The 21,461-nt window shown below is 58.5% G+C and carries 18 protein-coding genes, 1 tRNA gene, 1 rRNA gene and 1 pseudogene; 16 read left to right on the forward strand and 5 right to left on the reverse strand.

From position 1 onward, the window contains the following. The 3 genes from rrf to F4V58_RS02240 all read left to right on the forward strand — a co-directional run. Positions 1–74, forward strand: a 5S ribosomal RNA gene (rrf, locus tag F4V58_RS13030); the annotation flags it as partial. Positions 75–332: 258 nt separating this feature from the next. Then, complete coding sequence (locus tag F4V58_RS02235) at positions 333–1,061, forward strand: ABC transporter ATP-binding protein (RefSeq protein ID WP_075732988.1); 729 nt, start codon at positions 333–335, stop codon at positions 1,059–1,061. Positions 1,062–1,063: 2 nt separating this feature from the next. Continuing rightward, positions 1,064–3,568, forward strand: coding sequence for an ABC transporter permease (locus tag F4V58_RS02240; protein WP_075732990.1), 2,505 nt, complete (start codon positions 1,064–1,066; stop codon positions 3,566–3,568). On the opposite strand, the gene F4V58_RS02245 is transcribed toward F4V58_RS02240, so the two are convergent. Both F4V58_RS02245 and F4V58_RS02250 read right to left on the reverse strand, forming a co-directional pair. After that, the gene (locus F4V58_RS02245; RefSeq protein ID WP_245803016.1) at positions 3,548–3,925 is read right to left on the reverse strand and encodes a fluoride efflux transporter FluC; all 378 of its coding nucleotides are present in this window, start codon (positions 3,923–3,925) and stop codon (positions 3,548–3,550) included. The genes F4V58_RS02240 and F4V58_RS02245 overlap by 21 nt on opposite strands. Continuing rightward, a complete protein-coding gene (locus tag F4V58_RS02250) occupies positions 3,922–4,245 on the reverse strand; it encodes a fluoride efflux transporter family protein (RefSeq protein WP_075732992.1) in 324 nt (107 codons plus the stop codon). Before F4V58_RS02250 ends, F4V58_RS02245 begins: the two co-directional genes overlap by 4 nt. Before the next feature lie 119 nt (positions 4,246–4,364). Here F4V58_RS02250 and pgm point away from each other — a divergent pair, with 119 nt between their 5' ends. The 5 genes from pgm (at position 4,365) to F4V58_RS02275 (ending at position 8,677) form a co-directional block, all read left to right on the forward strand. Beyond that, entirely contained in the window at positions 4,365–5,984 is a 1,620-nt protein-coding gene (pgm, locus tag F4V58_RS02255; RefSeq protein ID WP_075732994.1) for a phosphoglucomutase (alpha-D-glucose-1,6-bisphosphate-dependent), read from the forward strand. A 23-nt stretch (positions 5,985–6,007) separates the two neighbouring features. Further along, the gene (locus F4V58_RS02260) at positions 6,008–6,475 is read left to right on the forward strand and encodes a MauE/DoxX family redox-associated membrane protein (RefSeq protein ID WP_075732996.1); all 468 of its coding nucleotides are present in this window, start codon (positions 6,008–6,010) and stop codon (positions 6,473–6,475) included. A 90-nt stretch (positions 6,476–6,565) separates the two neighbouring features. Beyond that, on the forward strand, positions 6,566–7,312 hold the full coding sequence (locus F4V58_RS02265; protein ID WP_075732998.1) for a DsbA family protein: 747 nt from the start codon (positions 6,566–6,568) through the stop codon (positions 7,310–7,312). Between the two features lie 77 nt (positions 7,313–7,389). After that, positions 7,390–7,462, forward strand: a tRNA-Ala gene (locus F4V58_RS02270). 498 nt (positions 7,463–7,960) lie between these two features. After that, positions 7,961–8,677 (forward strand): fructosamine kinase family protein, encoded by a 717-nt coding sequence (locus F4V58_RS02275; RefSeq protein ID WP_075733000.1) that lies wholly within the window; start codon positions 7,961–7,963, stop codon positions 8,675–8,677. Between the two features lie 105 nt (positions 8,678–8,782). Here the strand turns inward: F4V58_RS02275 and nadE are convergent, their stop codons facing one another. Then, a complete protein-coding gene (gene nadE / locus F4V58_RS02280; RefSeq protein ID WP_075733002.1) occupies positions 8,783–9,613 on the reverse strand; it encodes an NAD(+) synthase in 831 nt (276 codons plus the stop codon). A 152-nt stretch (positions 9,614–9,765) separates the two neighbouring features. Between nadE and ykgO the strand changes: the two genes are divergently transcribed. The 8 genes and pseudogenes from ykgO to F4V58_RS02320 all read left to right on the forward strand — a co-directional run bounded on the left by ykgO (position 9,766) and on the right by F4V58_RS02320 (position 17,996). Then, entirely contained in the window at positions 9,766–9,888 is a 123-nt protein-coding gene (gene ykgO, locus F4V58_RS02285) for a type B 50S ribosomal protein L36 (protein WP_075733004.1), read from the forward strand. Positions 9,889–10,267: 379 nt separating this feature from the next. After that, positions 10,268–10,498 (forward strand): glutaredoxin-like protein NrdH, encoded by a 231-nt coding sequence (gene nrdH, locus F4V58_RS02290; RefSeq protein ID WP_075733006.1) that lies wholly within the window; start codon positions 10,268–10,270, stop codon positions 10,496–10,498. 9 nt (positions 10,499–10,507) lie between these two features. Further along, positions 10,508–10,933 carry a class Ib ribonucleoside-diphosphate reductase assembly flavoprotein NrdI gene (gene nrdI, locus F4V58_RS02295; RefSeq protein ID WP_075733008.1) on the forward strand — a complete coding sequence of 142 codons (426 nt, stop codon included), beginning with the start codon at positions 10,508–10,510 and terminating at the stop codon, positions 10,931–10,933. A gap of 109 nt (positions 10,934–11,042) precedes the next feature. After that, entirely contained in the window at positions 11,043–13,205 is a 2,163-nt protein-coding gene (gene nrdE / locus F4V58_RS02300; RefSeq protein ID WP_075733010.1) for a class 1b ribonucleoside-diphosphate reductase subunit alpha, read from the forward strand. A gap of 112 nt (positions 13,206–13,317) precedes the next feature. Beyond that, on the forward strand, positions 13,318–14,307 hold the full coding sequence (gene nrdF, locus F4V58_RS02305; RefSeq protein WP_075733012.1) for a class 1b ribonucleoside-diphosphate reductase subunit beta: 990 nt from the start codon (positions 13,318–13,320) through the stop codon (positions 14,305–14,307). A 345-nt stretch (positions 14,308–14,652) separates the two neighbouring features. Then, positions 14,653–16,344, forward strand: coding sequence for an aa3-type cytochrome oxidase subunit I (gene ctaD, locus F4V58_RS02310; RefSeq protein ID WP_075733014.1), 1,692 nt, complete (start codon positions 14,653–14,655; stop codon positions 16,342–16,344). Between the two features lie 177 nt (positions 16,345–16,521). Next, a pseudogene (gene serB, locus F4V58_RS02315) lies at positions 16,522–17,277 on the forward strand (phosphoserine phosphatase SerB); the annotation flags it as partial. Further along, on the forward strand, positions 17,274–17,996 hold the full coding sequence (locus F4V58_RS02320; RefSeq protein ID WP_075733018.1) for an aminoacyl-tRNA hydrolase: 723 nt from the start codon (positions 17,274–17,276) through the stop codon (positions 17,994–17,996). The pseudogene serB and the gene F4V58_RS02320, both read left to right, overlap by 4 nt. 13 nt (positions 17,997–18,009) lie before the next feature. Here F4V58_RS02320 and F4V58_RS02325 read toward each other — a convergent pair whose 3' ends face one another. Both F4V58_RS02325 and F4V58_RS02330 read right to left on the reverse strand, forming a co-directional pair. Next, entirely contained in the window at positions 18,010–19,950 is a 1,941-nt protein-coding gene (locus tag F4V58_RS02325) for an ATP-dependent DNA helicase (RefSeq protein WP_075733020.1), read from the reverse strand. 36 nt (positions 19,951–19,986) lie between these two features. After that, positions 19,987–21,321, reverse strand: coding sequence for a nicotinate phosphoribosyltransferase (locus tag F4V58_RS02330; protein WP_281247309.1), 1,335 nt, complete (start codon positions 21,319–21,321; stop codon positions 19,987–19,989). Positions 21,322–21,461 lie beyond the last annotated feature (140 nt).

Raw genomic sequence — 21,461 nt, forward strand, 5'->3', positions numbered from 1 at the left:
ACCCGGAAGCTAAGCCTGCCCGCGCTGATGGTACTGCACCCGGGAGGGTGTGGGAGAGTAAGTTACCGCCGACATAAAAACATAACACAACAAAATAAAGCAAACAGCAAAGAGCCTAGACAAACGTCTAGGCTCTTTCTGCGTTTTCACACCCTCCAAGCAACGCCTGGCTGGAGTGTTATCTCACAACCTAATACGGCCTTTTCCAATGCCGGTTCGCCTAATTAGTTCATTCAAGGTAGTTGATCCTAATAAATGCAGTGCAGTACTTGCCGGTACTGTGGGCAGGGTATCGTTTTTTAGTGAACTAATAAGTTGAGGAGTACCCCCAGGTGAATGGCATTGCGGCTAGAGCGGTTGATCTTTTTAAGCAATACGGTAAAGGTGACACGGCGGTGGTGGCCCTAGACCATGTGAACGTGGAGTTTAGGCGCAACCAGTTCACCGCCATCATGGGGCCTTCGGGCTCGGGAAAATCCACGCTGATGCACACCATAGCCGGGCTGGACTCCGCCACATCAGGTTCGGCCTTCATTGGGGATACGGATACCTCCCGGTTAAACGATAAAGACATTACCGCGCTACGGCGCGACCGCTTAGGGTTTATCTTCCAATCCTTTAACCTTGTCCCTACGCTCTCAGCAGCTGAGAATATTACCTTGCCCACCGACATTGCCGGCCGCAACGTGGACCAGGACTGGTTCGAGGAAATTACCACTCGGCTGGGGCTAAAAGCCAGGCTGGACCACCGCCCGGCCGAACTGTCCGGCGGCCAGCAGCAAAGGGTGGCGTGTGCGCGGGCTCTGGTGAGCCGGCCGGAGATAATCTTTGGTGATGAGCCCACCGGCAACCTTGATTCCAACGCCTCAGCGGAGGTTTTAGGAATTTTGCGGCAGGCGGTGGACCGGGATAACCAAACAGTAGTGATAGTCACGCACGACGCCAAGGCTGCCAGCTACGCGGACAGGGTGATTTTCCTCGCGGATGGCAAGGTTGTCAATGACCTGGATAACCCCACTGTTGACTCGATTTATTCCGTTATCGCAGAAGTCGAGAACTAAGCATGGCTTCTACTATGCAGCGGGTTTCACTGCGCAATGTGGTGGCGCACAAGTTGAGGCTGGCCCTTACCGTGCTCACCGTGGTTCTTGGCACGTCCTTTATTGCGGGTTCGTTCATGTTCACCAACTCCTTGTCCAATACGTTTGACCAGGTTCTCAGTACCGCTTTCACTGGGGTTGATGCGGCAGTCTCCGGCACGGTGGACGCGCCGTTGGATGAACAGATGCGCCAGCGTTTGCTGGCAGATGACAAGGTAGACCGCGTCAACGTGGCATCTAATCAGAACGTGGTGGTGGCTGATAGTCACTTGAAGGCCTTTCAAGCGCGTTCGGGTCAGTCCATGCTTATGCCTTATTACCCACCGGAGGAATCCGTGGGCCCGCCTAACGAGATAGTTGATGGCCGAGCCCCGGCCGAATCCGGGGAGGTGTTACTTAATGAAACCGCGGCGGAGCAGTTTGGGGTAAGGATTGGTGACAAACTGATTGTGGTCAACCCAGATGGCCGTGATGACGTCACAGTGGTAGGAATCATCCAACCCACGGTGGTCAACGGCGGCATCATCGTGCTTTCTGCGGCCGACGCTTTCGTGGAGCGCTATGGCACTCCCAATCAGGTCACTGTTGGCGCGGCAGACGGTACCAGCGCGGATGAGTTAGTGGCCCATATAGAACGCGCCTTTCCGGAGCTAGAAGTTGAGGCGGGGGAGAAGCTGGAAGAGAGGATTTCCGGCATCATCTCCAATGCCCTGACCTTTGTGAACTACTTCCTTATCGCCTTTGGGCTCATTGCGTTGTTGGTGGGCACTTTCATCATTGCCAACACTTTCTCCATGATTGTGGCGCAACGAACAAGGGAGTTTGCGCTGCTGCGCGCACTGGGTGCTAGCCGGGTTCAGATTACCCAGTCGGTAGTTCTGGAGGCTTTCCTGGTGGGGCTTTTTGGCTCCGCGCTGGGGGTCGTTGCCGGAATGGGCTTGGTAGTGGCTATCAAGGCGTTCCTTGGCACGCAGGGTTTGGACATGGGGCCGGGCTTGGGACTGTCCGCAAGCTCGGTCATAGCCCCACTTGTTATCGGGGTCGTTGTCACTATTATCTCCGCTTGGACTCCCGCGCGGCGTGCCGGTGCGGTGAAACCGGTGGAAGCTATGCGCAGTACTGAAGCTGCTGCGGGGAGCTCCTTGAAAGTCCGGACCGTAGCTGGTCTTACGCTGATGCTGGCAGGCGCTGCTGCCGCTGCAGCCACGCTGTTCGTAGACTTTGACACCAAGCCTGGTGCCATTGTGGTGGGCACCGGCGCATTCGGCGTTATCGTTGGTTTCTTCCTGGCCGGCCCTGCTCTAGCTTTGCCGGTTGTCCCGGCGCTGGGAAGGTTAATCGGTGCGCCCTTCGGATCTATCGGAAAGCTCGCGGCCACCAACTCTGGGCGCAACCCCCGCCGTACCGCCGCCACCGCCTTTGCCTTGACGCTGGGGGTCGCGCTGGTGACGGCAATCGGTATGCTGGGCGCGACTATGAAGGCCTCCGTGGCAGAAACTGTGGAGTCCAATATTTCTGCGGACTTCATCCTTACAGGTCCTCCCGGCGGCCAGTTTCCCACTCCCAGCGAAACCTCAGAGCGCGCGGCCGGTGTGAACGGCGTGGATCAGGTGGTGTCGTTGGAGCTGGCCCCGGTAGCAGTAGATGGGCAGTTCGCTTACTCTTACGGCCCGCAGTTCCAGGTAACCAACTTGATTGATGCGGATCCCAGCAAGATGATTGAGTTCGACATGGTGGAGGGCACCGGCAGCTTCGAGGAAGGCCTCATTGCTACTGCGGAGTATGCGGAGCAACAAGGCTGGAAGTTAGGGCAGTCACTCCCGGTCACGCAGGAGGGCAAGCTCTTGGGAGAGGCGGAGTTGAAGGGGATCTTTGCTGCCAATCACGTATTTGAGAACATGGCCCTGGTCACCGATATCGTTCCGGAGGATATCCGCAACGTAGCCATGGTGGCCGTTAATGGGTCGGGGGATTCGCTGCGCGAGGATCTAGAGAAATCCGTCGCGGACCTGGTGGTAGTACAGGTAATGTCAGGGGAGGAATACGCCGGGCAGGCGGCCAGCGCCATCAACCAGATGCTGGCCATCCTGTACGGGCTGCTGGCGCTCTCAGTCATCATCGCCGTCCTGGGCATCATTAACACGCTGACCCTGGGCGTTATTGAAAGGCGCCAGGAGGTTGGCATGCTGCGCGCGGTGGGAACCCAACGCCGGCAGATTAAGACCATGATTACCTTGGAGGCGGTGCAGATTGCCATCTTCGGCGCGCTGTCTGGCGTGCTCATTGGCTTTGGCCTGGGGTGGTCGTTCATTGACGTCCTGGCGGATTCCGGGCTGCAGCAGGCCACAGTGCCGTGGGACATCATTGGCATCATGCTGGCGGGCTCCGGGGTAGTGGGCGTTATTGCCGCACTGTGGCCGGCCAGCCGGGCAGCCAAGACGCCGCCGCTAGAGGCTATTGCTGACTAGGAGTGTGCCCACCCGTAACCCGTAGTGGAAGACCATCAGCCCTATGGTGATGGTGAAAAAGGAGTACAAGCCAGCGCGTTTGTACTCCTTTCGCTGCAACATCAGGCCCAGCTCCTTGGCCAAAGTGGACCAGGTGGACAGCCCGCCGGCCAGCCCGGTGATGACCAGCGCGGAGTAAACGTCCCCCAGCTCAGCGGCGCGGTAGAGGCCAACTGCTATGCCGATGCCCGCCGCGCCCACAATGTTGGCGGCAAAAGTCCCGGCCGGAACGCCGTCAAAGAGGCGGGAAAAGCCGTAGCGCGCCATCCCGCCCAGGAATCCGCCCACGGCGATACCAAGGATAACCAGAGCAATCATTTCTGTACCCCCACGCGGTGGCCCAGCAGGTATGCGCCCACGCAGCCAATTAGCGTGGCCAGCACGTAAGCCAGCGCCCACCCGGCGTCCAAGTCATAGGTGAGAAGGGCGAAGGCCGCGAAGGAGGTAAAGCCTCCCAGGACCCCGGTGCCCCAGAACTTGCCGGGCTTGGCGTAGCCCATCGCCGCGGAGCCGGCCACGTTGATGAGCAGGAGCGGCCACAGGGGATTGGCGCCAGCGGCGGACAATAACGCTGTCAGGGCGTACCTGGCCAGCGCGCCGAGCGCCGCGCCGGTTCCAATTGTGAGGGCTTCTTTCATGCCTTTTAGCCTACCGTGTGAACGGTTTCACCCCGAGCGGGGTTAGTTTTGCTGCAGGATTGTCAAAAAGAGAGGAAAATGGAGGAGTTACTGTCTAACCTCTACAAGGAGTTTGCCTCATGGCCCACGAGCGCGCCGGTCAACCTGCACAGCCGGAAGATTTAATTGATATTGCCAACGTGGTTTCCGCGTATTACACGCGCAAGCCAGACGTGGAAATCCCGGGCCAGGAGGTGGCTTTTGGCACCTCGGGACACCGGGGTTCCTCGTTGGACACTGCGTTTAACGAAGAGCACATTTTGGCCATCACGCAGGCCATTTGTGACTACCGCGCCACGCAAGGCACCACTGGACCACTGTTTATCGGCCGCGACACCCACGCGCTGTCCGAGCCCGCTATGATTTCCGCGCTGGAGGTACTGGTTGCCAACGGTGTCGATGTCCGCGTTGACGCCGATGGCCGCTACACGCCCACCCCGGCAGTGTCCCACGCCATTTTGAACACGGAGAATTCCGACGGCATTGTAGTCACCCCGTCCCATAACCCACCGCGCGACGGCGGCTTTAAATACAACGCCGCCAACGGCGGCCCAGCGGACACGGACGCTACTGACTGGATAGCCCACCATGCTAACCGTTACCTCAAGAAGAACCTGGACGGCGTATTCCGCACCCCGGTTACTGGCGTCCTGGATGAGCGCGTGACGCCGTATGATTTCAAGACCAACTACGTGCGGGACTTGCGCAACGTTGTGGATATGGAGGCCATCGCCAAGGCCGGCGTGCGGATTGGTGCGGACCCCATGGGCGGGGCATCGGTAGATTATTGGGGCGCAATCGCTGAGGAATACGGACTGCAACTTAGCGTGGTCAACCCGCTGGTAGACGCCACCTTCCGGTTTATGACCTTGGATACGGACGGCAAAATACGCATGGACTGCTCCAGTGCGGACGCCATGGCCTCGCTCATCCACACCCGTGACGAGTTCGACATTGCCACGGGCAATGACGCTGACGCTGACCGCCACGGGATCATCACCCCGGACGCCGGGCTGATGAACCCCAACCACTACCTGGCTGTGGCCATAGATTACCTGCTCACGCACCGCCCCAACTGGGATAAAAACGCCGGGATTGGCAAGACTTTGGTGTCTTCTTCCATGATCGACCGCGTGGTGGCCTCGCACGGGCGCCGCCTGGTAGAGGTCCCCGTGGGATTCAAGTGGTTTGTTGATGGCCTCATCTCCGGAGATATCGGCTTTGGCGGTGAGGAATCCGCAGGAGCGTCATTCCTGCGCTTCGATGGTACGGTGTGGTCAACCGACAAGGATGGGCTCATCATGGATCTTTTGGCCGCAGAGATCTTGGCAGTAACCGGCAAGACGCCCTCGCAGCGTTATGCGGAGATGGCCCAAGAATTCGGCGAGCCCGTCTACGCGCGTACCGACGCCCCGGCCAACCGCGAGCAAAAGGCAGTGCTCAAATCCCTCAGCCCGGAGCAGGTGTCTGCCAATGAACTGGCGGGGGAGAGTATAGTTGCTAAATTGACCGCAGCCCCTGGCAACGGTGCCGCTTTGGGCGGGCTTAAAGTTGTGACGGAAAACGCGTGGTTTGCCGCGCGTCCCTCCGGCACAGAGGACAAGTACAAGATCTATGCTGAGTCTTTCCAAGGGCAAAGCCATTTGGAAGAAGTCCAGGAGCAGGCCCAGCAGTTGGTCACCAAAGTCCTGGGTAATTAAGAAAACTAGAGGATATCAAAATTGTGAATAAGCCCACGCTCAACAAGGCGCTCGTGCTAGACGTCATCAGCGCCTTTGCGCGTTTCTATATGGCCTATATCTGGATCAAGGCAGGACTGGCCAAGCTCGGTGAACACCTCTCGGTAACGCAGACTATCAAGGCTTACGGGATTTTCACCCCGGAGTGGTCAGATTACCTAGCCAACCTCATTGGGCCTTTGGAAATAGCCGGCGGCGTCTTGCTGCTCCTGGGGCTTTTCCTCCGGCAGTCCGCTGTTGTGGGCACCATAGTCTTGACGTTGTTTATGATAGGTATCGCCCAAGCGTGGGGACGCGGTTTGGGGATAGACTGCGGTTGCTTTAGCGTAAACCCAGGTGATGATGCCCAAGTTATGAACTACATCAAAACCTTGTTGCGCGATGTCTTCTACGTCTTCCTCATGGTGTGGACCATCTGGCGGCCTTTCAAGAAGTTCGCCCTACACCCCTAGAACAACCTGGACCCCTGGAACTCCCTAGTTCCCTAGAACCCCCTGCACCCTTCACATACCGAATAACACTCCACAAAAGGATAATAAACAGTGAGTATCAAAGTTTCAGACCCCAACTCCAAGAGTAACTCCGGCTTCATCTGGGCCCTAGTAGTGCTTTTGGCAATAGTCGCCGCCGTCATCGGCTACATTGTGTGGAATGGTCAGAACGCAAAAACCGAACACCTGGCTGAGCGTGAGGTAGAGCAAGTTGCCATGACCATGGAATACGATCCAGAGGACCCCGCTGTAGTCCTGTCTTCCGACAAAGCGGACAAAGACACCAAGACCTTTGACCTTTATGAGGACGCGTCCTGTCCTCACTGCAGCGAGTTGGCTGAGGCCACCGACGCCGATATGAAGACCGCCATCGAGGCCGGTGAGATCAACGTGGCCATCCACCCACTGAGCTTCCTGGACGGCAAGGACTTTGAAAACCAAGACGGCCACTCCACCAAGGCAGTAGCGGCCCTCCTGGCAGCCGCTCAGGCCGGTGACGCTACCACCTACTGGAACCTGCGCAAGGTCATCTTTGAACAGCAACAGGACATCTACAACAAGTGGACCATGTCAGACTTTGCCAACGCGGCCAAGGAACTAGGTGCGGACTCCAAGACCGTGAAGGCCATTGAGGACGCGGATTTGAAAGAGGCCGGCAAGGCCGCCGGTGCCAACGCCGCCAAGCTAGAAAAGGAAACCGGGAAGCTTTCCTCCCCGCGCGTGATCTTCGAAGGCAAGGACCTCAACAGCGAAACCGAGCCGATTACCGACTGGGTTGAGCTAGCAAAGTCCAAGTAGACAGGCGATTTGGTATCTAAACCAACCGCGTATAAAATGGTGCGAGTTGAAACAAAGAGTTTCCACGAGCACCACTTGGGGCTATGGCGCAGCTGGTAGCGCACCACACTGGCAGTGTGGGGGTCACGGGTTCGAATCCCGTTAGCTCCACTTTCACTCCCCGTTAGAACACCGTTCTGACGGGGAGTTCTTCTATTTCCCGGGGCTCTTCGGAAATGGGTTCTTCGGAAATGCGTGGGGTCTGGGGGTTCCGACTCCTGCTGGAGGGGGTAAGAAAAACTGGTGGTGGGTTTCGTATAATTTCAGTCTGTGAACAAAGAAAATACTACAAAACCCACCGCCATTGACTATAGCAAAACCGTCCATGAGATGGTGGGCTTCAAGGACGTAAGAGGCGCTTCGGATATTTCCGGGGTCTAGGGGGTGCGGATGGCAGAACTCGGTGCTTAAGGTCAAAAACCGTGCCAACAGATGGTTAAGCACCGCGTTGTGCCAACCTGTGGCGCTAGCGCTGGGGCCTTTGGGGACGCGGTAAAAAATCCCAGGACCCGCCCATCTCCGAAGCGCCAAATTAGTTGCCGGGCGAGAATGGGTGAGGGGTACGTATGTGGCGATGAAACACCCGCTTCATTGGGTTAGGCTGGGGGAATGTACACCAAGCAAGTTAATCATCCTGATCAAGCCGGCGCGGAGGCCGCGGGGCTGGCGTGGCTGGCGGAGGCCGTACCGGAGGTGGTGGCAACGGTGGTGGGCACCACCTCGCACTCGATTAGCACCCAGCGCGTGCGCGAGGCCCAGCCCACGGCCAAGGCTGCGCGCGCGTTTGGGGCGCGCTTGAGGCGGGTCCATGACGCGGGCGCGCCAGCCTTTGGCAGCCCACCGGCGGGCTGGGAGGGCAAGAACTACATCGGCAGGGTGGAGCAGGATTGCAGCCCTGGGGATGATTGGGGGATCTTCTACGCCCGGCAGCGCGTCCGGTCCTTTAGCCGAGCCACGCCCTTGCCAAAGTCCACGGAATCCGCCGTGGAGGAGGCGTGTGAGCTCATCGAGATCACCGAGTGGGATGTAAGCCCCGCACGCATCCATGGGGACTTGTGGGCCGGAAACGTGATTTTCTCTGGGTCCAGCGCGGTGATGATTGACCCGGCTGCCCACGGCGGGCACCCGCACACCGACTTGGGCATGTTGGCGCTTTTCGGAGCCCCGTTTGTGGAGGAAATCTTTGCTGGCTACGGATTTAGCGAGTATGAGACCCTCCCCGTGCACCAGCTGCACCCCCTGGCAGTGCACGCCCTGACCCATGGGCCCGGCTATTACCGGGCTTTGGAGCGCGCCGCGAAAGAAACTATCGAGCTGCTCGGTTGATGGTGGCCCGCAGTCGCTCGGGGCCGGGCGGCTTAATCGGTAGCTAGGGGTCAGTAGCCTGGGTTAGCGGCCTCGATTAGAGGCCTGGGTTAGAGGTATGGCCGCTTAGCTGGTGGCCGGGCCGGTTGGCATGCGGCGCTTATGGGCACCGGCGCGCCAGAGCTGCTCGATACGGTCTTTGGCGGGCCCGGCAATCTTCTTGCCCTCCAAGTAGTCGTCGATATTGGCGTAGGTCACGCCCAGCGCGTCTTCGTCCGGCAGGAGTGGCTTGTTGTCCTCTAAGTCCGCGGTGGGGACTTTTTGCCAGGTGGAGTCCGGGGCACCCAGCTCGCGCAGTAGGGCCGCGCCCTGGCGCTTGTTGAGTCCTTCTAGCGGCAGGAGGTCGGCTGCGCCGTCACCCCACTTGGTGAAAAAGCCGGTGACGTTTTCCGCCGCGTGGTCAGTTCCCAGCACTAGACAGCCGGTTTCACCGGCAATGGCGTACTGCGCGGCCATGCGCATACGTGCCTTGAGGTTGCCGCGGTTGAAGTCACCTAGGCGCTCGTTGCCCAGGGCGCGGCCTATCTCTCCGCCCAGCGCGTAGGTGGCATCCGCGATGTTGACCGTGAGCGTGTGATGGGGCTGAATGAACTGCAGTGCTATCTGCGCGTCTTTCTCGTCGGCCTGCACGCCGTGGGGCAGGCGCACGGCGTAGAACTGCGCGCCTTCGACTTGTTCGCACGCCAGCTGGGCTAGCCGCCCGGCCAGGGTGGAGTCCTGGCCGCCGGAAATGCCCAGTACGTAGCCCTTCGCGCCGGTGCGCTTGAGGTAGTCCACCAGGTAGGCGGTGCGTTCTTGGACCTCCTGGGCGGGATCAATGGTGGGTTTAACGCCTAGGGTGGCAATGATGTCTGCCTGGATATCTGCTTGGGTGTCTGCTTGCAGTTGTTGACTCATAACACCCCAGCCTACCGTTGTTACTTGGGGCTTCGAGTTTGGTATATGGCGGTGTCTTCGGGTAAAGTTTCCCCTCGTGTCATGGCAGAAGTTTAAGCCATGCTTTTACTATTAACCCGCGCACTTTTTGCGCATATAGAAAGGAGCGCCCGATGAAGGTCCGCAAGTCGCTTCGGTCGCTGAAGAATAAGCCGGGCGCTCAGGTTGTGCGCCGCCACGGTAAAGTCTTCGTGATCAACAAGAGGGATCCGCGCTTCAAAGCTCGTCAGGGCTAAGAACTGCACTCCGGCGTCTAAACCCCGCATTCACCTTCTCTAGGTGGGGCGGGGTTTAGCTTTGCCCGCGTTACACCCGTTTATTGTGAGTTAAGTCACTTGCCTGTGGGATTTTCAGCCATTTTCTGTGGATAAGCCTGGGGAATTCCATGTGTGTAACTTGGGCGGGAGGTAGCCCGGGGCAACATGTGGGCACGGCCGGGGTAGCCAGCTGGGAATACCATGACTGTAACTACTATATGTAGTATTGGTTGCAACAATTGCCCACAAAGTATAGTGTCGAACGTGTTGAAACGAAATGAACCGCCGTCCGGTAAAAACATCTCGTATCCAGTTCAAACCCTTTTAAAATCCCCGCCGAAAAGGAAGCCTCACGCTCATGTCTATCACCGTTTACACCAAGCCAGCCTGCGTCCAGTGCACCGCAACCAAGAAAGCACTCGACCGCGCAGGACTCGACTACGAGCTCGTGGACATCTCCTTGGATGATGAAGCCCGTGACTTTGTCATGGCGCTGGGCTACACCTCCGCACCGGTAGTCATGGCTAAGGGTGAGCACTGGTCTGGCTTCCGCCCTGACCGCATCAAGAGCCTGGCCGTAGCTGCCTAAAATTTTACGATGTTGGTTGTGTATTTTTCCTCCGTGACTGAAAATACGCGCCGCTTCGTGGATAAGCTCGGCTTGCCTAGCGCGCGTATTCCGCTGCAGAAATCCTCCCCAGAACTCGTAGTAGATGAACCCTACGTCCTGGTCTGCCCGACCTACGGGGGAGGGGCTTCCATTAGCCACCAAAACTCTAAACCAGTGCCGCCGCAGGTTGTCCGGTTCCTCAACAACCAGCACAACCGCAGTCTCATTCGGGCCGTTGTGGCGGGAGGCAACTCCAACTTTGGCTCGGACTTTGGCAAGGCAGGAGATGTCATCTCCGCCAAGCTGAAGGTCCCCTACGTCTACCGCTATGAGCTCATGGGCAATGAGGAAGACGTGGAGGTCTTGCGGCTGGGCCTGGTTGATAACGCTGACGCCCTGGGGCTGGTCCCCTAAAATAATTCTTTCCCACCGCGCAAAGCTGGCTGGCATACCTCATACTTAACGCAGGTAAGCGCACGCGCGGTGCTTTATATTTTCACACCCTTGAAAGGCAAGACCAACGATGAGCAACTTCCTTGGAAAAACGGTCCCGGAGCCGGTTAAACCTTCTGAAAAGATGGACTACCACGCCCTAAACGCACTGCTAAACCTCTATGATGACCAGGGTAATATCCAGTTTGACATGGACCGGGAAGCAGCCAACCAGTTCTTCTTACAGCACGTTAACCAAAACACCGTCTACTTCCACGATCTGGAAGAAAAGATGCGCTACCTGGTGGAAAATAAATATTACGACCCAGCAGTGCTAGACGCTTATGATTTTGACTTCATCAAGGCCCTGTTCAAGCGCGCCTATGCCTTCAAGTTCCGCTTCAAATCCTTCCTGGGTGCCTACAAGTATTACACCTCCTACACGCTGAAGACTTTTGACGGCAGCCGCTACCTGGAGCGCTTTGAAGACCGCGTTGCTATGACTGCGCTCTTTCTAGCCGGCGGGGACACCGCCACGGCAGAAGCCATCGTGGATGAGATTATGACCGGCCGCTTTCAGCCGGCCACCCCAACGTTCCTCAACGCGGGCAAGGCCCAGCGCGGTGAGCTGGTCTCTTGTTTCTTGTTGCGCATTGAAGACAACATGGAATCCATCGGGCGTTCCATCAACTCCGCGCTGCAGCTGTCCAAGCGCGGTGGCGGCGTGGCCTTGCTGCTGAGCAATATCCGCGAAATCGGCGCGCCGATCAAGCACATTGAAAACCAGTCTTCGGGCGTTATCCCCGTGATGAAGCTTTTGGAGGACTCTTTCTCCTACGCCAACCAGCTGGGTGCCCGCCAGGGCGCGGGCGCGGTCTACCTGAACGCGCACCACCCGGACATCATGAGCTTCTTGGACACCAAGCGTGAGAACGCGGATGAAAAGATCCGCATCAAGACGCTGTCTTTGGGCGTGGTTATTCCGGACATCACGTTTGAGCTGGCCAAGAAAAACGAGGACATGTACCTGTTTTCCCCGTATGACGTGCAACGCGTCTACGGCAAGGCCTTTGGTGATATCTCCGTCACGGAGCATTACGCGGAAATGGTCGAAGACCCCCGGATCCGCAAGAAGAAAATCAACGCCCGCCACTTCTTCCAGACGCTGGCAGAAATCCAGTTTGAGTCCGGCTACCCGTACATCATGTTTGAAGACACGGTGAATAAGGCCAACCCGGTCAAGACTTCCTGGATTAATATGTCCAACCTGTGTTCGGAAATCCTGCAGGTCAACTCTGAATCCACCTTCAATGATGACTTGTCCTATGACAAGATGGGGGAGGATATCTCCTGCAACTTAGGCTCGCTCAACATCGCAGGTGCTATGGATTCCCCGGATTTTGCCAAGACGGTGGAAACCGCTATTCGTGGCCTTACTGCCGTGTCAGATTTCACGGCTATTGACTCCGTGCCTTCCATCCGCAAGGGCAACGATAACTCCCACTCCATTGGTCTGGGGCAGATGAACCTGCACGGCTACCTGGGGCGCGAGCACATCAAGTACGGCTCCGAGGAAGCACTTGATTTCACCAACGCTTACTTCGCTGCCGTGATGTACGCGGCGCTTCGGGCCTCGCACAAGATTGCGGTGGAGCGTGGAGAGAAGTTCGCTGACTTTGACAAGTCCGAATACGCCACGGGTGAGTTCTTTGACCGGTATGACCCGGAGGAGTTCAAGCCCCAGACCGCGCGCGTGCAAGAACTTTTCGATGCCGCCTCCATCCACACTCCCACCGCCGCAGAGTGGGCAGAGCTCAAGGAAGCAGTTGCCAAAGACGGTATCTATAACCGCTACCTGCAGGCCGTGCCGCCCACCGGGTCAATTTCCTACATCAACAACTCCACCTCTTCTATTCATCCGATTGCCTCCAAGATTGAGATCCGCAAAGAGGGCAAGATTGGGCGCGTGTATTACCCTGCGCCACACATGGACAATGAGAACTTGGAATACTTCCAGGACTCTTATGAAGTCGGATTTGAAAAGATCATTGATACCTACGCGGTGGCCACCAAGTACGTGGACCAAGGTTTGTCGCTGACGCTGTTTTTCAAAGACACCGCCACCACCCGGGAGATTAACCGTGCGCAAATCTACGCCTGGCGCAAGGGTATTAAGACCTTGTACTACATCCGCCTGCGCCAGATGGCGCTGGAAGGCACTGAAGTAGAGGGCTGCGTTTCCTGCATGCTCTAAAGGTTGAAGTCACCAAAGGTTGAAGCCACTGCCCCCTTATCTGCGCTTGGCGGGGGAGGGGCTTGTTCACCAAAATTTTCCTGTCATACATCACCACCGAAAGGAGCGCGCCGTGCCCCATGATTACGACGCCTATCTAGAAAGCCATCACGAGCCAGTGAAGGCCGTTAACTGGAATTCGATTCCAGATGAAAAAGACACGGAGGTCTGGGACCGGCTCACAGGCAACTTCTGGTTGCCGGAGAAAATCCCGGTGTCCAACGATATTCCGTCGTGGAACACGCTAACGGAAAAAGAGCAGGAAACCACCATGCGGGTCTTTACTGGTCTGACCTTGCTGGACACCATCCAGGGTACGGTGGGCGCGGTTTCTTTGTTGGCTGATGCCGTCACCCCACACGAGGAAGCGGTGCTGACTAACATCGCCTTCATGGAGTCGGTGCACGCTAAGTCTTACTCCAATATCTTTATGACGCTGTCTAGTACCTCCCAGATCAATGACGCGTTCCGGTGGTCGGAGGAAAATGAAAACCTCCAGACCAAGGCCAAGATAATCAAGGCGTATTACCGTGGTGATGACCCGCTGCGCAAGAAGGTGGCCTCCACCTTGCTGGAGTCCTTCCTTTTCTACTCCGGTTTCTACCTTCCTATGTACTGGTCTTCGCGGGCCAAGCTGACAAACACCGCAGATATCATCCGTCTGATTATTCGTGATGAAGCCGTGCATGGCTACTACATTGGCTACAAGTACCAGCAGGCGGTCCGGAAAGAAAGTGCGGCCGTGCAGGATGAGCTGAAGGAGTCCACCTTCGAGCTGCTCTATGATCTCTATGAAAACGAGATCTCATACACCGAGGATCTGTATGACGATTTGGGCTGGACCGAAGACGTTAAGCGCTTCCTGCGCTACAACGCCAATAAGGCTCTCAATAACTTGGGTTACGAAGGCCTGTTCCCGGTAGATGAGACGCGCGTTTCCCCCGCCATCTTGTCTTCGCTGTCGCCTAACGCGGATGAAAACCACGACTTCTTCTCCGGGTCGGGTTCCTCCTACGTGATTGGTAAGGCGGAAGACACTACCGACGAAGACTGGGATTTCTAGGCCCTACGAGTCTCCGACACGCACACCCCCGTCCGGATCAATCTAACGGTTGATAACGGTCGGGGGTGTGTTTTCGCTGGTTTTAGAGTGACGATTGAAAACGCGTGTGGTTTACCTCACTTAAAAACCCGATCAAATTCGGCTCCTGCGTGAGTAGCAGCTGGCTCGGCGGCGTTCTTGCAGCGTGAACGGCATATCGGGTTTTACTAAGGCCCGGCACCCGCCAGAGCGGTTTGTTTTTAGTTAGCTGGTAATTAGATGTGAATGTGGCCTATTATGATTGGGTAAACCCTAGACTCGTTTCTCGAACCAAGTGTGAGCGTGTCTGACATTCAGGAGGAAATTATGACCGCAGTGGCGCCACGGTTGGACACTTACGTCCAACCAGCTCGCCCAGAGCCCCAAGGAAACGGCAAAACCGGTTCCAAGGCTTGGGTAATGCTTACCACCACCGACCACAAGCAGCTGGGCATCATGTACATGATCATGGCCTTCAGCTTCTTCTTCCTCGGTGGTTTCATGGCACTGCTAATCCGCGCGGAGCTTTTCGTTCCGGGCCTGCAGTTCCTGTCCAATGAGCAATTCAACCAGCTGTTTACCATGCACGGCACAGTCATGCTGCTGCTGTTTGCAACCCCTATTGTCTGGGGCTTTGGTAACTACGTCCTACCGCTACAAATTGGCGCACCGGACGTAGCCTTTCCGCGTTTGAACGCCTTTGGCTTCTGGATCACCTTCCTGGGTGGTCTGGTTATGCTGATGGGCTTTGCTACCCCAGGTGGTGCAGCTGACTTTGGCTGGACCATGTACGTCCCGCTTTCGGACTCCGTCCATACCCCAGGTATTGGCGCGGACTTCTGGATTGTGGGCGTTGGCGCTACCGGCGTTGGTACCTTGGGCTCCGCAATCAACATGGTGACCACCATCTTGACCATGCGCGCGCCGGGTATGACCATGTTCCGTATGCCAGTGTTTACCTGGTGCGTGTTCACCGCTTCCATCCTGGCCCTGATGATCTTCCCGCTGCTAACCGCAGCCGCCCTTGGCGTTCTCTATGACCGCAAGCTGGGCGCGCACATCTATGACTCCGCCAACGGCGGTGCCATCCTGTGGCAGCACCTGTTCTGGTTCTTCGGCCACCCCGAGGTCTACGTCTTGGCCCTGCCATTCTTCGGCGTTATCTCTGAGATTGTCCCGGTATTTTCCCGCAAGCCGGTCTTTGGCTACATCGGCCTGGTATTCGCCGTGCTTGCCATCGGCGCGCTTTCCATGGCTGTGTGGGCACACCACATGTTTGTCACCGGCGCGGTCTTGCTGCCGTTCTTCTCCTTTATGACGTTCCTCATCGCGGTTCCTACCGGCGTGAAGTTCTTCAACTGGGTAGGCACCATGTGGAAGGGCCACATCACCTGGGATACCCCAATGATCTGGGCCATGGGCTTTATGTCGACCTTCCTCTTCGGCGGTATGACCGGCGTTATGCTGGCCTCCCCAGCACTGGACTTCCACTTGGCTGAGTCCTACTTCTTGATTGCTCACTTCCACTACACCTTGTTCGGTACCGTGGTGTTCTCCGCCTTCGGCGGCCTGTACTTCTGGTTCCCCAAGATCACCGGCCGTATGCTGGATGAGCGTATTGGCAAGATTCACTTCTGGCTGACCTTCATCGGTTTCCACGGCACCTTCCTGGTCCAGCACTGGGTTGGCAACATGGGTATGCCACGCCGCTACGCTGATTACCTGCAGTCTGACGGATTCACGGTCTACAACCAGATTTCCACCATCTTCTCCTTCGTTCTGGGTGCCTCGGTCATCCCGTGTGTATGGAACGTATTCAAGTCCTGGCGCTACGGTGAGGTTGTTACCGTGGATGACCCTTGGGGCTACGGCAACTCCCTGGAGTGGGCAACTACCTGCCCGCCTCCACGCCACAACTTCGCTGCACTGCCACGCATCCGCTCCGAGCGCCCCGCGTTCGAGCTGCACTACCCGCACATGGTCAAGCGCATGCGCGAAGAAGCGCACCTGGGCCACTAGTTTATAAGCTCCACTCCTGAAGCTTGTTTAAAAAGCCGCTACCTGTAAGGGTGGCGGCTTTTGCCGTGGCAGCTTAAATGAACCATAATCAATAGCATGATAGAAAACCGCGTTACTGTCCTTGCCGCCCCACACCTAGACCCCGGCTTCCTGAACGAATTGGAAAGCTCCAGCGCCGTTACCGGTATCCGGGAGCTTTCCCAAGTCCCGGTTTCGGTCGTGGAGGTCAGGCACAGTGGCACTATCGAAGTGCCGCCGGAGCTGGGAATTGATAAGGCCACGTTGCCAGAGCAACGCCCACGGCGCGGTATCATCTGCTTTGATTGTGACTCCACGCTCATTACCGGTGAGGTCATTGACATGTTGGCCGCCCACGCGGGCAGGGCCGCGGAGGTAGCGGAGGTTACCGAAAGGGCCATGCGGGGGGAGCTAGACTTCGCGGAGTCCTTGCGTGAAAGGGTGGCAGCGCTGGCGGGGCTTAACGCCAGCATCTTGGAAGAAACCGCCGCCGCTCTAGAGCTATCCCCGGGGGTGGAGGAAACCATTCGGGTACTTAAAGCTGAGGGTTTTACCGTGGCAATTGTCTCCGGCGGCTTTATCCAAGTTTTGGACCCCCTGGCTGCCAAGTTGGGCGCAGATTACGTCAGCGCTAATACTCTGGAAATCAAGGATGGAAAGCTCACTGGCAAGGTAACCGGCCAGATTATCGACCGCGCGGTCAAAGAAGAATTTCTCCGCGAGGTAGCGCAGAAAGTGGGCGTAGGGATGGAGCACACCGTGGCCGTGGGTGACGGTGCCAATGACATAGACATGGTGCGCGCAGCGGGGCTGGGGGTTGCCTACAAGGCCAAACCGGCTTTGAAGGAGTTCGCGGACGCGGAAGTAAACTTCCACATGACCCAGGTCCTCCACCTCCTTGGGGTCCGGCGGTGACACTAGAGGTTGCACATCTCCGGCTGAGCCGGGCGTGTGCGCAACGCAGCTGGCGGGCAGACCCAGAAGACCCCAACCGGCCGGAGACTATCCAGGCCATGAATATTGTGCTGCACCTGCCCAAGGAAAACCCCGCACCGCGAACTGCCCTGCTGGAAGCAGCTGCCCGCGCAGTCGTGGCCGCTTGCCTGGATCCCCGCGCGGGCGCTGCCACCACCACGGCCTACGTACGAGGCTTTGATGAGTGGTACGGCCACCGCATTCGGAAGGTGGCCAGGCGGGCCCGTAACAAGGCGTGGGAGGATGTGCAAGCCATTCCCGGGGTCACAGTAGCCGGGCTGGCGCGGGCCTTTGTGCCCTCGCCCGTGGACGCCGTCCACCCGCTTATTGCCAAACTACAAATCAATGGCACCGATGTACCCTCAGATTGTCCGCCACCGCCCCCGGACGGCAATCCGGTTATCTATGTGGATTCCTCCTTGAACATGACGGCCGGCAAAGCCGCCGCCCAGGTGGGGCATGGGTCAATGCTGCTGGCGGCCCGAATGCCGTGGCCGTGGGTTAAACGGTGGGCTGAGCAAGAATTTCCGTTGAGCGTGCGGGAGGTGGAGCACGCGGTGTTTGCACAGGCCTGCGGCCACCCGGATGCAGTGGTGGTGCGCGACGCCGGTTTCACTGAGGTGGCTCCTGATAGCGTCACGGTTGTGGCGGTGCCTTAGCTGCGGTGGGGATCTACAGAGCTGCGACTAGACGTTTCAAGGCCCCGCGGGCAACATCCGGGTCGGTGGTCTGCCAGAACGGGGGCATGGAGCGCCGGAGGAAAGAGCCGTAGCGTTTGGTAGTCAAACGGTTGTCCAGGACCGCGACTACGCCCTTGTCCTCGACTGAGCGGAGTAGCCGGCCAGCACCCTGGGCCATGAGCAGCGCCGCGTGGGTGGCAGAAACCTCCATAAAGCCGCTGCGGCGCGCCGCGTTGGCGGCTTCCGTACGCGCCTGCATCAGCGGGTTGTCCGGCCGGGGGAAGGGGATCCTGTCGATGAGCACCAGGGAGCAGGACGGCCCGGGAACATCCACACCCTGCCACAGCGTGAGCGTGCCAAACAAGCAGGAGGTTTCGTCGGCGGAGAACTTATCCACCAGCGCGCCCATGGTGTCCTCACCCTGGACGTAGAGCTTGCCAGGGACCTTGTCACGGAGGGCATCGGCAGCCTGGGTGGCTGCGCGGCGGGAAGAAAACAGCCCCAGCGTACGGCCCCCGGCGGCCGTGATGAGTTCTTCTATTTCCTCCAGCGTCTCCGGTGCCAAACCGTCGCGTCCAGGCGCGGGCAAATGTTGCGCGGTGTAGAGGATCCCGGCCTTTGCAGGGTTGAAGGGGGTACCGGCATCAAGGGTGTCATAAGTGCCAGAGGGCAGCCCCCACTGCGCCGCCATGGCGTCAAACCTGCCGCCCAGGGCCAAGGTAGCGGAGGTAAGAACCACGGTCTGGTTGCCAAAGAGTTTATCGCGCAGCATATCCGCCACGGATAGGGGCGCTACCGCCAAGATGGCCTTATCATCCCGGTTTCGTTCCAGCCACACGACGTCCTCATGCGCGGAAGGGTCCCTGGTGGCAAAGACTGCCAGGATCCGGTCCACGGCCTCAGCCATGGTTCCTAGATGGTTGGCCAGATTCTTGCGCTCAGCGTTGCGCTCGGGGTCGTCGGTGGCCTCACCCGTGGGGGCATCGGCAATCCTGGTGCGCACATGCCTAAGTTCGTTGGCCAAGCCCTCCAAGTGTCCCTTTGCCACCTCGGGCATGTCCGTCCACCGCCCGGGGGTTTCCAGATCCATGAGCGTGTTGAACTCATCAGCCAGATCCGCCAACTGCCCGGCATCAGATAGTGCCTTGGCGCGGTTGGCGGCCATCTTTATGGCCCGCGCGGTAATTTCCTCGGTGGACACGGAGGTAATCCGCCCGTCCAGTTCGTGCGCCTCATCCACAATGACCACCTCGTGTGGGGGCAAGATTTCCGCGTCGTGGATGGCATCAATGGCAAGCAGGGCGTGGTTGGTGATGACCACATCTACCGCCGCAGCCCGGTGCTTGGCGGACTCCGCGAAGCAATCCGGGCCGTGCGGGCAGGCCCCGGCACCCACGCATTCAGCCGAGGTGACAGAGACGGTGCGCCACACTAGATCTGGTACGCCGGGCTGCAAGTCATCACGGTCCCCGGTTTCGGTTTCTTCGGCCCATTCGTGGAGGCGTTTGACCGCGCGGCCGCGCCCGGAGATTTCCTCCTCACCCAAGATGTCCTCCGGGGCCTCCGGCTGATCCATCTTGTTCCGGCACAGGTAGTTGGCCCGGCCTTTTAAAATGGCAAAGGTGGGCTTGCGGTCCAGGTGCGGTTCCAGCGCGTCCGCCAAGCGGGGAAGATCCCGCTCCACCAGCTGGCGCTGTAGAGCCAGGGTAGCGGTGGAGATGATGACCGCGGTGTCCGTGTTCATGGCGTGCCTGATGGCGGGAACCAGGTAAGCCAGGGACTTGCCGGTGCCGGTCCCGGCTTGAACGGCCAGGTGGCGCTGTGACTCCAGGGCTTTTGTCACCGCCTGGGCCATACGCACCTGGCCCTCGCGGCGGGTGCCGCCTAGGGCTGCAACGGCTGCTTCAAGGAGTTCTGGGGTATTCACCCGCATTATTCTAGCGGGTTTTTATCAGACCTCCCGGCGGTTTTAAAAGCCCACCAACCGGGTGGGGATGGCAACCTCACCGCGAGAGAGCGCCAGGCCCTCCCACGGCAGGGTGCGCCGCACCGTCTCAAGGTGCTCGCGGGACTCTTCCAAAGTGGGGATATCTTCTACCAGCTGGCCGTCACGCATGAAGGGCCGGGTGAGCTCACGCACACCCAGGTGCGCTGGAATCTCTGGTTGCGCGGAGTTGAAGGGGTAGACAATTTCTTCCAGCGCCACGCCGGTAGAGCGGTGCGTGCGCACAGCACGCTTGGCACCGCCAATGGACTTCTTGGAGGAGGAGCGCTTAGCCACGGGGTGGGCGTCTACTTCCACGACCTTGTAGACCATGCCGGCGGTGGGGGCGCCGGAACCGGTTACTACGGAGGTGCCCACGCCGTAGCCGTCCACTGGGTCACCGCGCAGGCCGGCAATGGCAAACTCATCCAAGTCAGAAGACACGATAATCCGGGTGTTGTGCGCGCCTAAGTCATCTAGTTGCTTGCGCACCCGGCGGGTCACCGCGCCTAAGTCACCGGAGTCAATGCGGACGGCACCTAGCCGGGGGCCGGCCACCTTGATGGCGGTTTCCACGCCCTTGGTGATGTCAAAGGTGTCTACCAGCAGGGTGGTGTCCACGCCGGCGTCTGCTATCTGGGCGCGGAAGGCAGCTTCCTCATCAGGCTTGCCTTCTTCATCAATGTGCAGGAGCGTCCACGCGTGGGCGGCGGTGCCGGAGGCCGGGATCCCGTAGCGGTGGGAGGCCTCCAAGTTGGAGGTGGCGTTAAAGCCCGCCAGGTAGGCCGCGCGGGCGGCAGTGACCGCCGCGTATTCGTGGGCGCGCCGGGAGCCCATCTCAATGATGGTGCGGCCATCAGCTGCGGTCACCATGCGGGATGCCGCCGAGGCCACGGCGGAGTCGGAGTTCAAAATGCTCAAGATGACGGTTTCGAGGATAACGCACTCACCAAAGGTTCCGCGCACAGTGAGCAGTGGGGAGTTGGGGAAGAAGATTTCCCCCTCCCGGTAGCCGTCCACCTGGCCGGAGAAGCGGTAGTCCCGCAGGTAGTCAATGGTGTCCTCATCCAGAAAGTCCAGGGTTTCTAATTGCGCCGGGGTGAAGTGGAAGTCTTTGATAGCGCGCAGGACGCGGGCGGTGCCGGCCACCACGCCGTAGCGGCGCTCGTTTGGCAGGCGCCGGGCGAATACTTCAAAAGCGCACTGGCGGTGCGCGGTTCCGTCCTTGATCGCGGCCTGCAACATGGTCAGTTCGTACATGTCAGTGAGGAGGCCAGTGGAGCGGCCTTCGGGAATGGCAGAAGATTGCGTATATTTCACCACACTGATACTACCTGTTTGTATCAAGAGATAGACGTATAACTTTTTCGTGGCCTTGCCCGCCCTTTTTTCGATAGGCTGTAGCCATGATGAAAAGTGCGGCTTTAAAAGTGGGTAACACCGGCACCGTGTTTTGCGGG

Origin of the sequence: Corynebacterium phocae (genome assembly GCF_008693075.1) — a bacterium.
GTDB lineage: Bacteria > Actinomycetota > Actinomycetes > Mycobacteriales > Mycobacteriaceae > Corynebacterium > Corynebacterium phocae.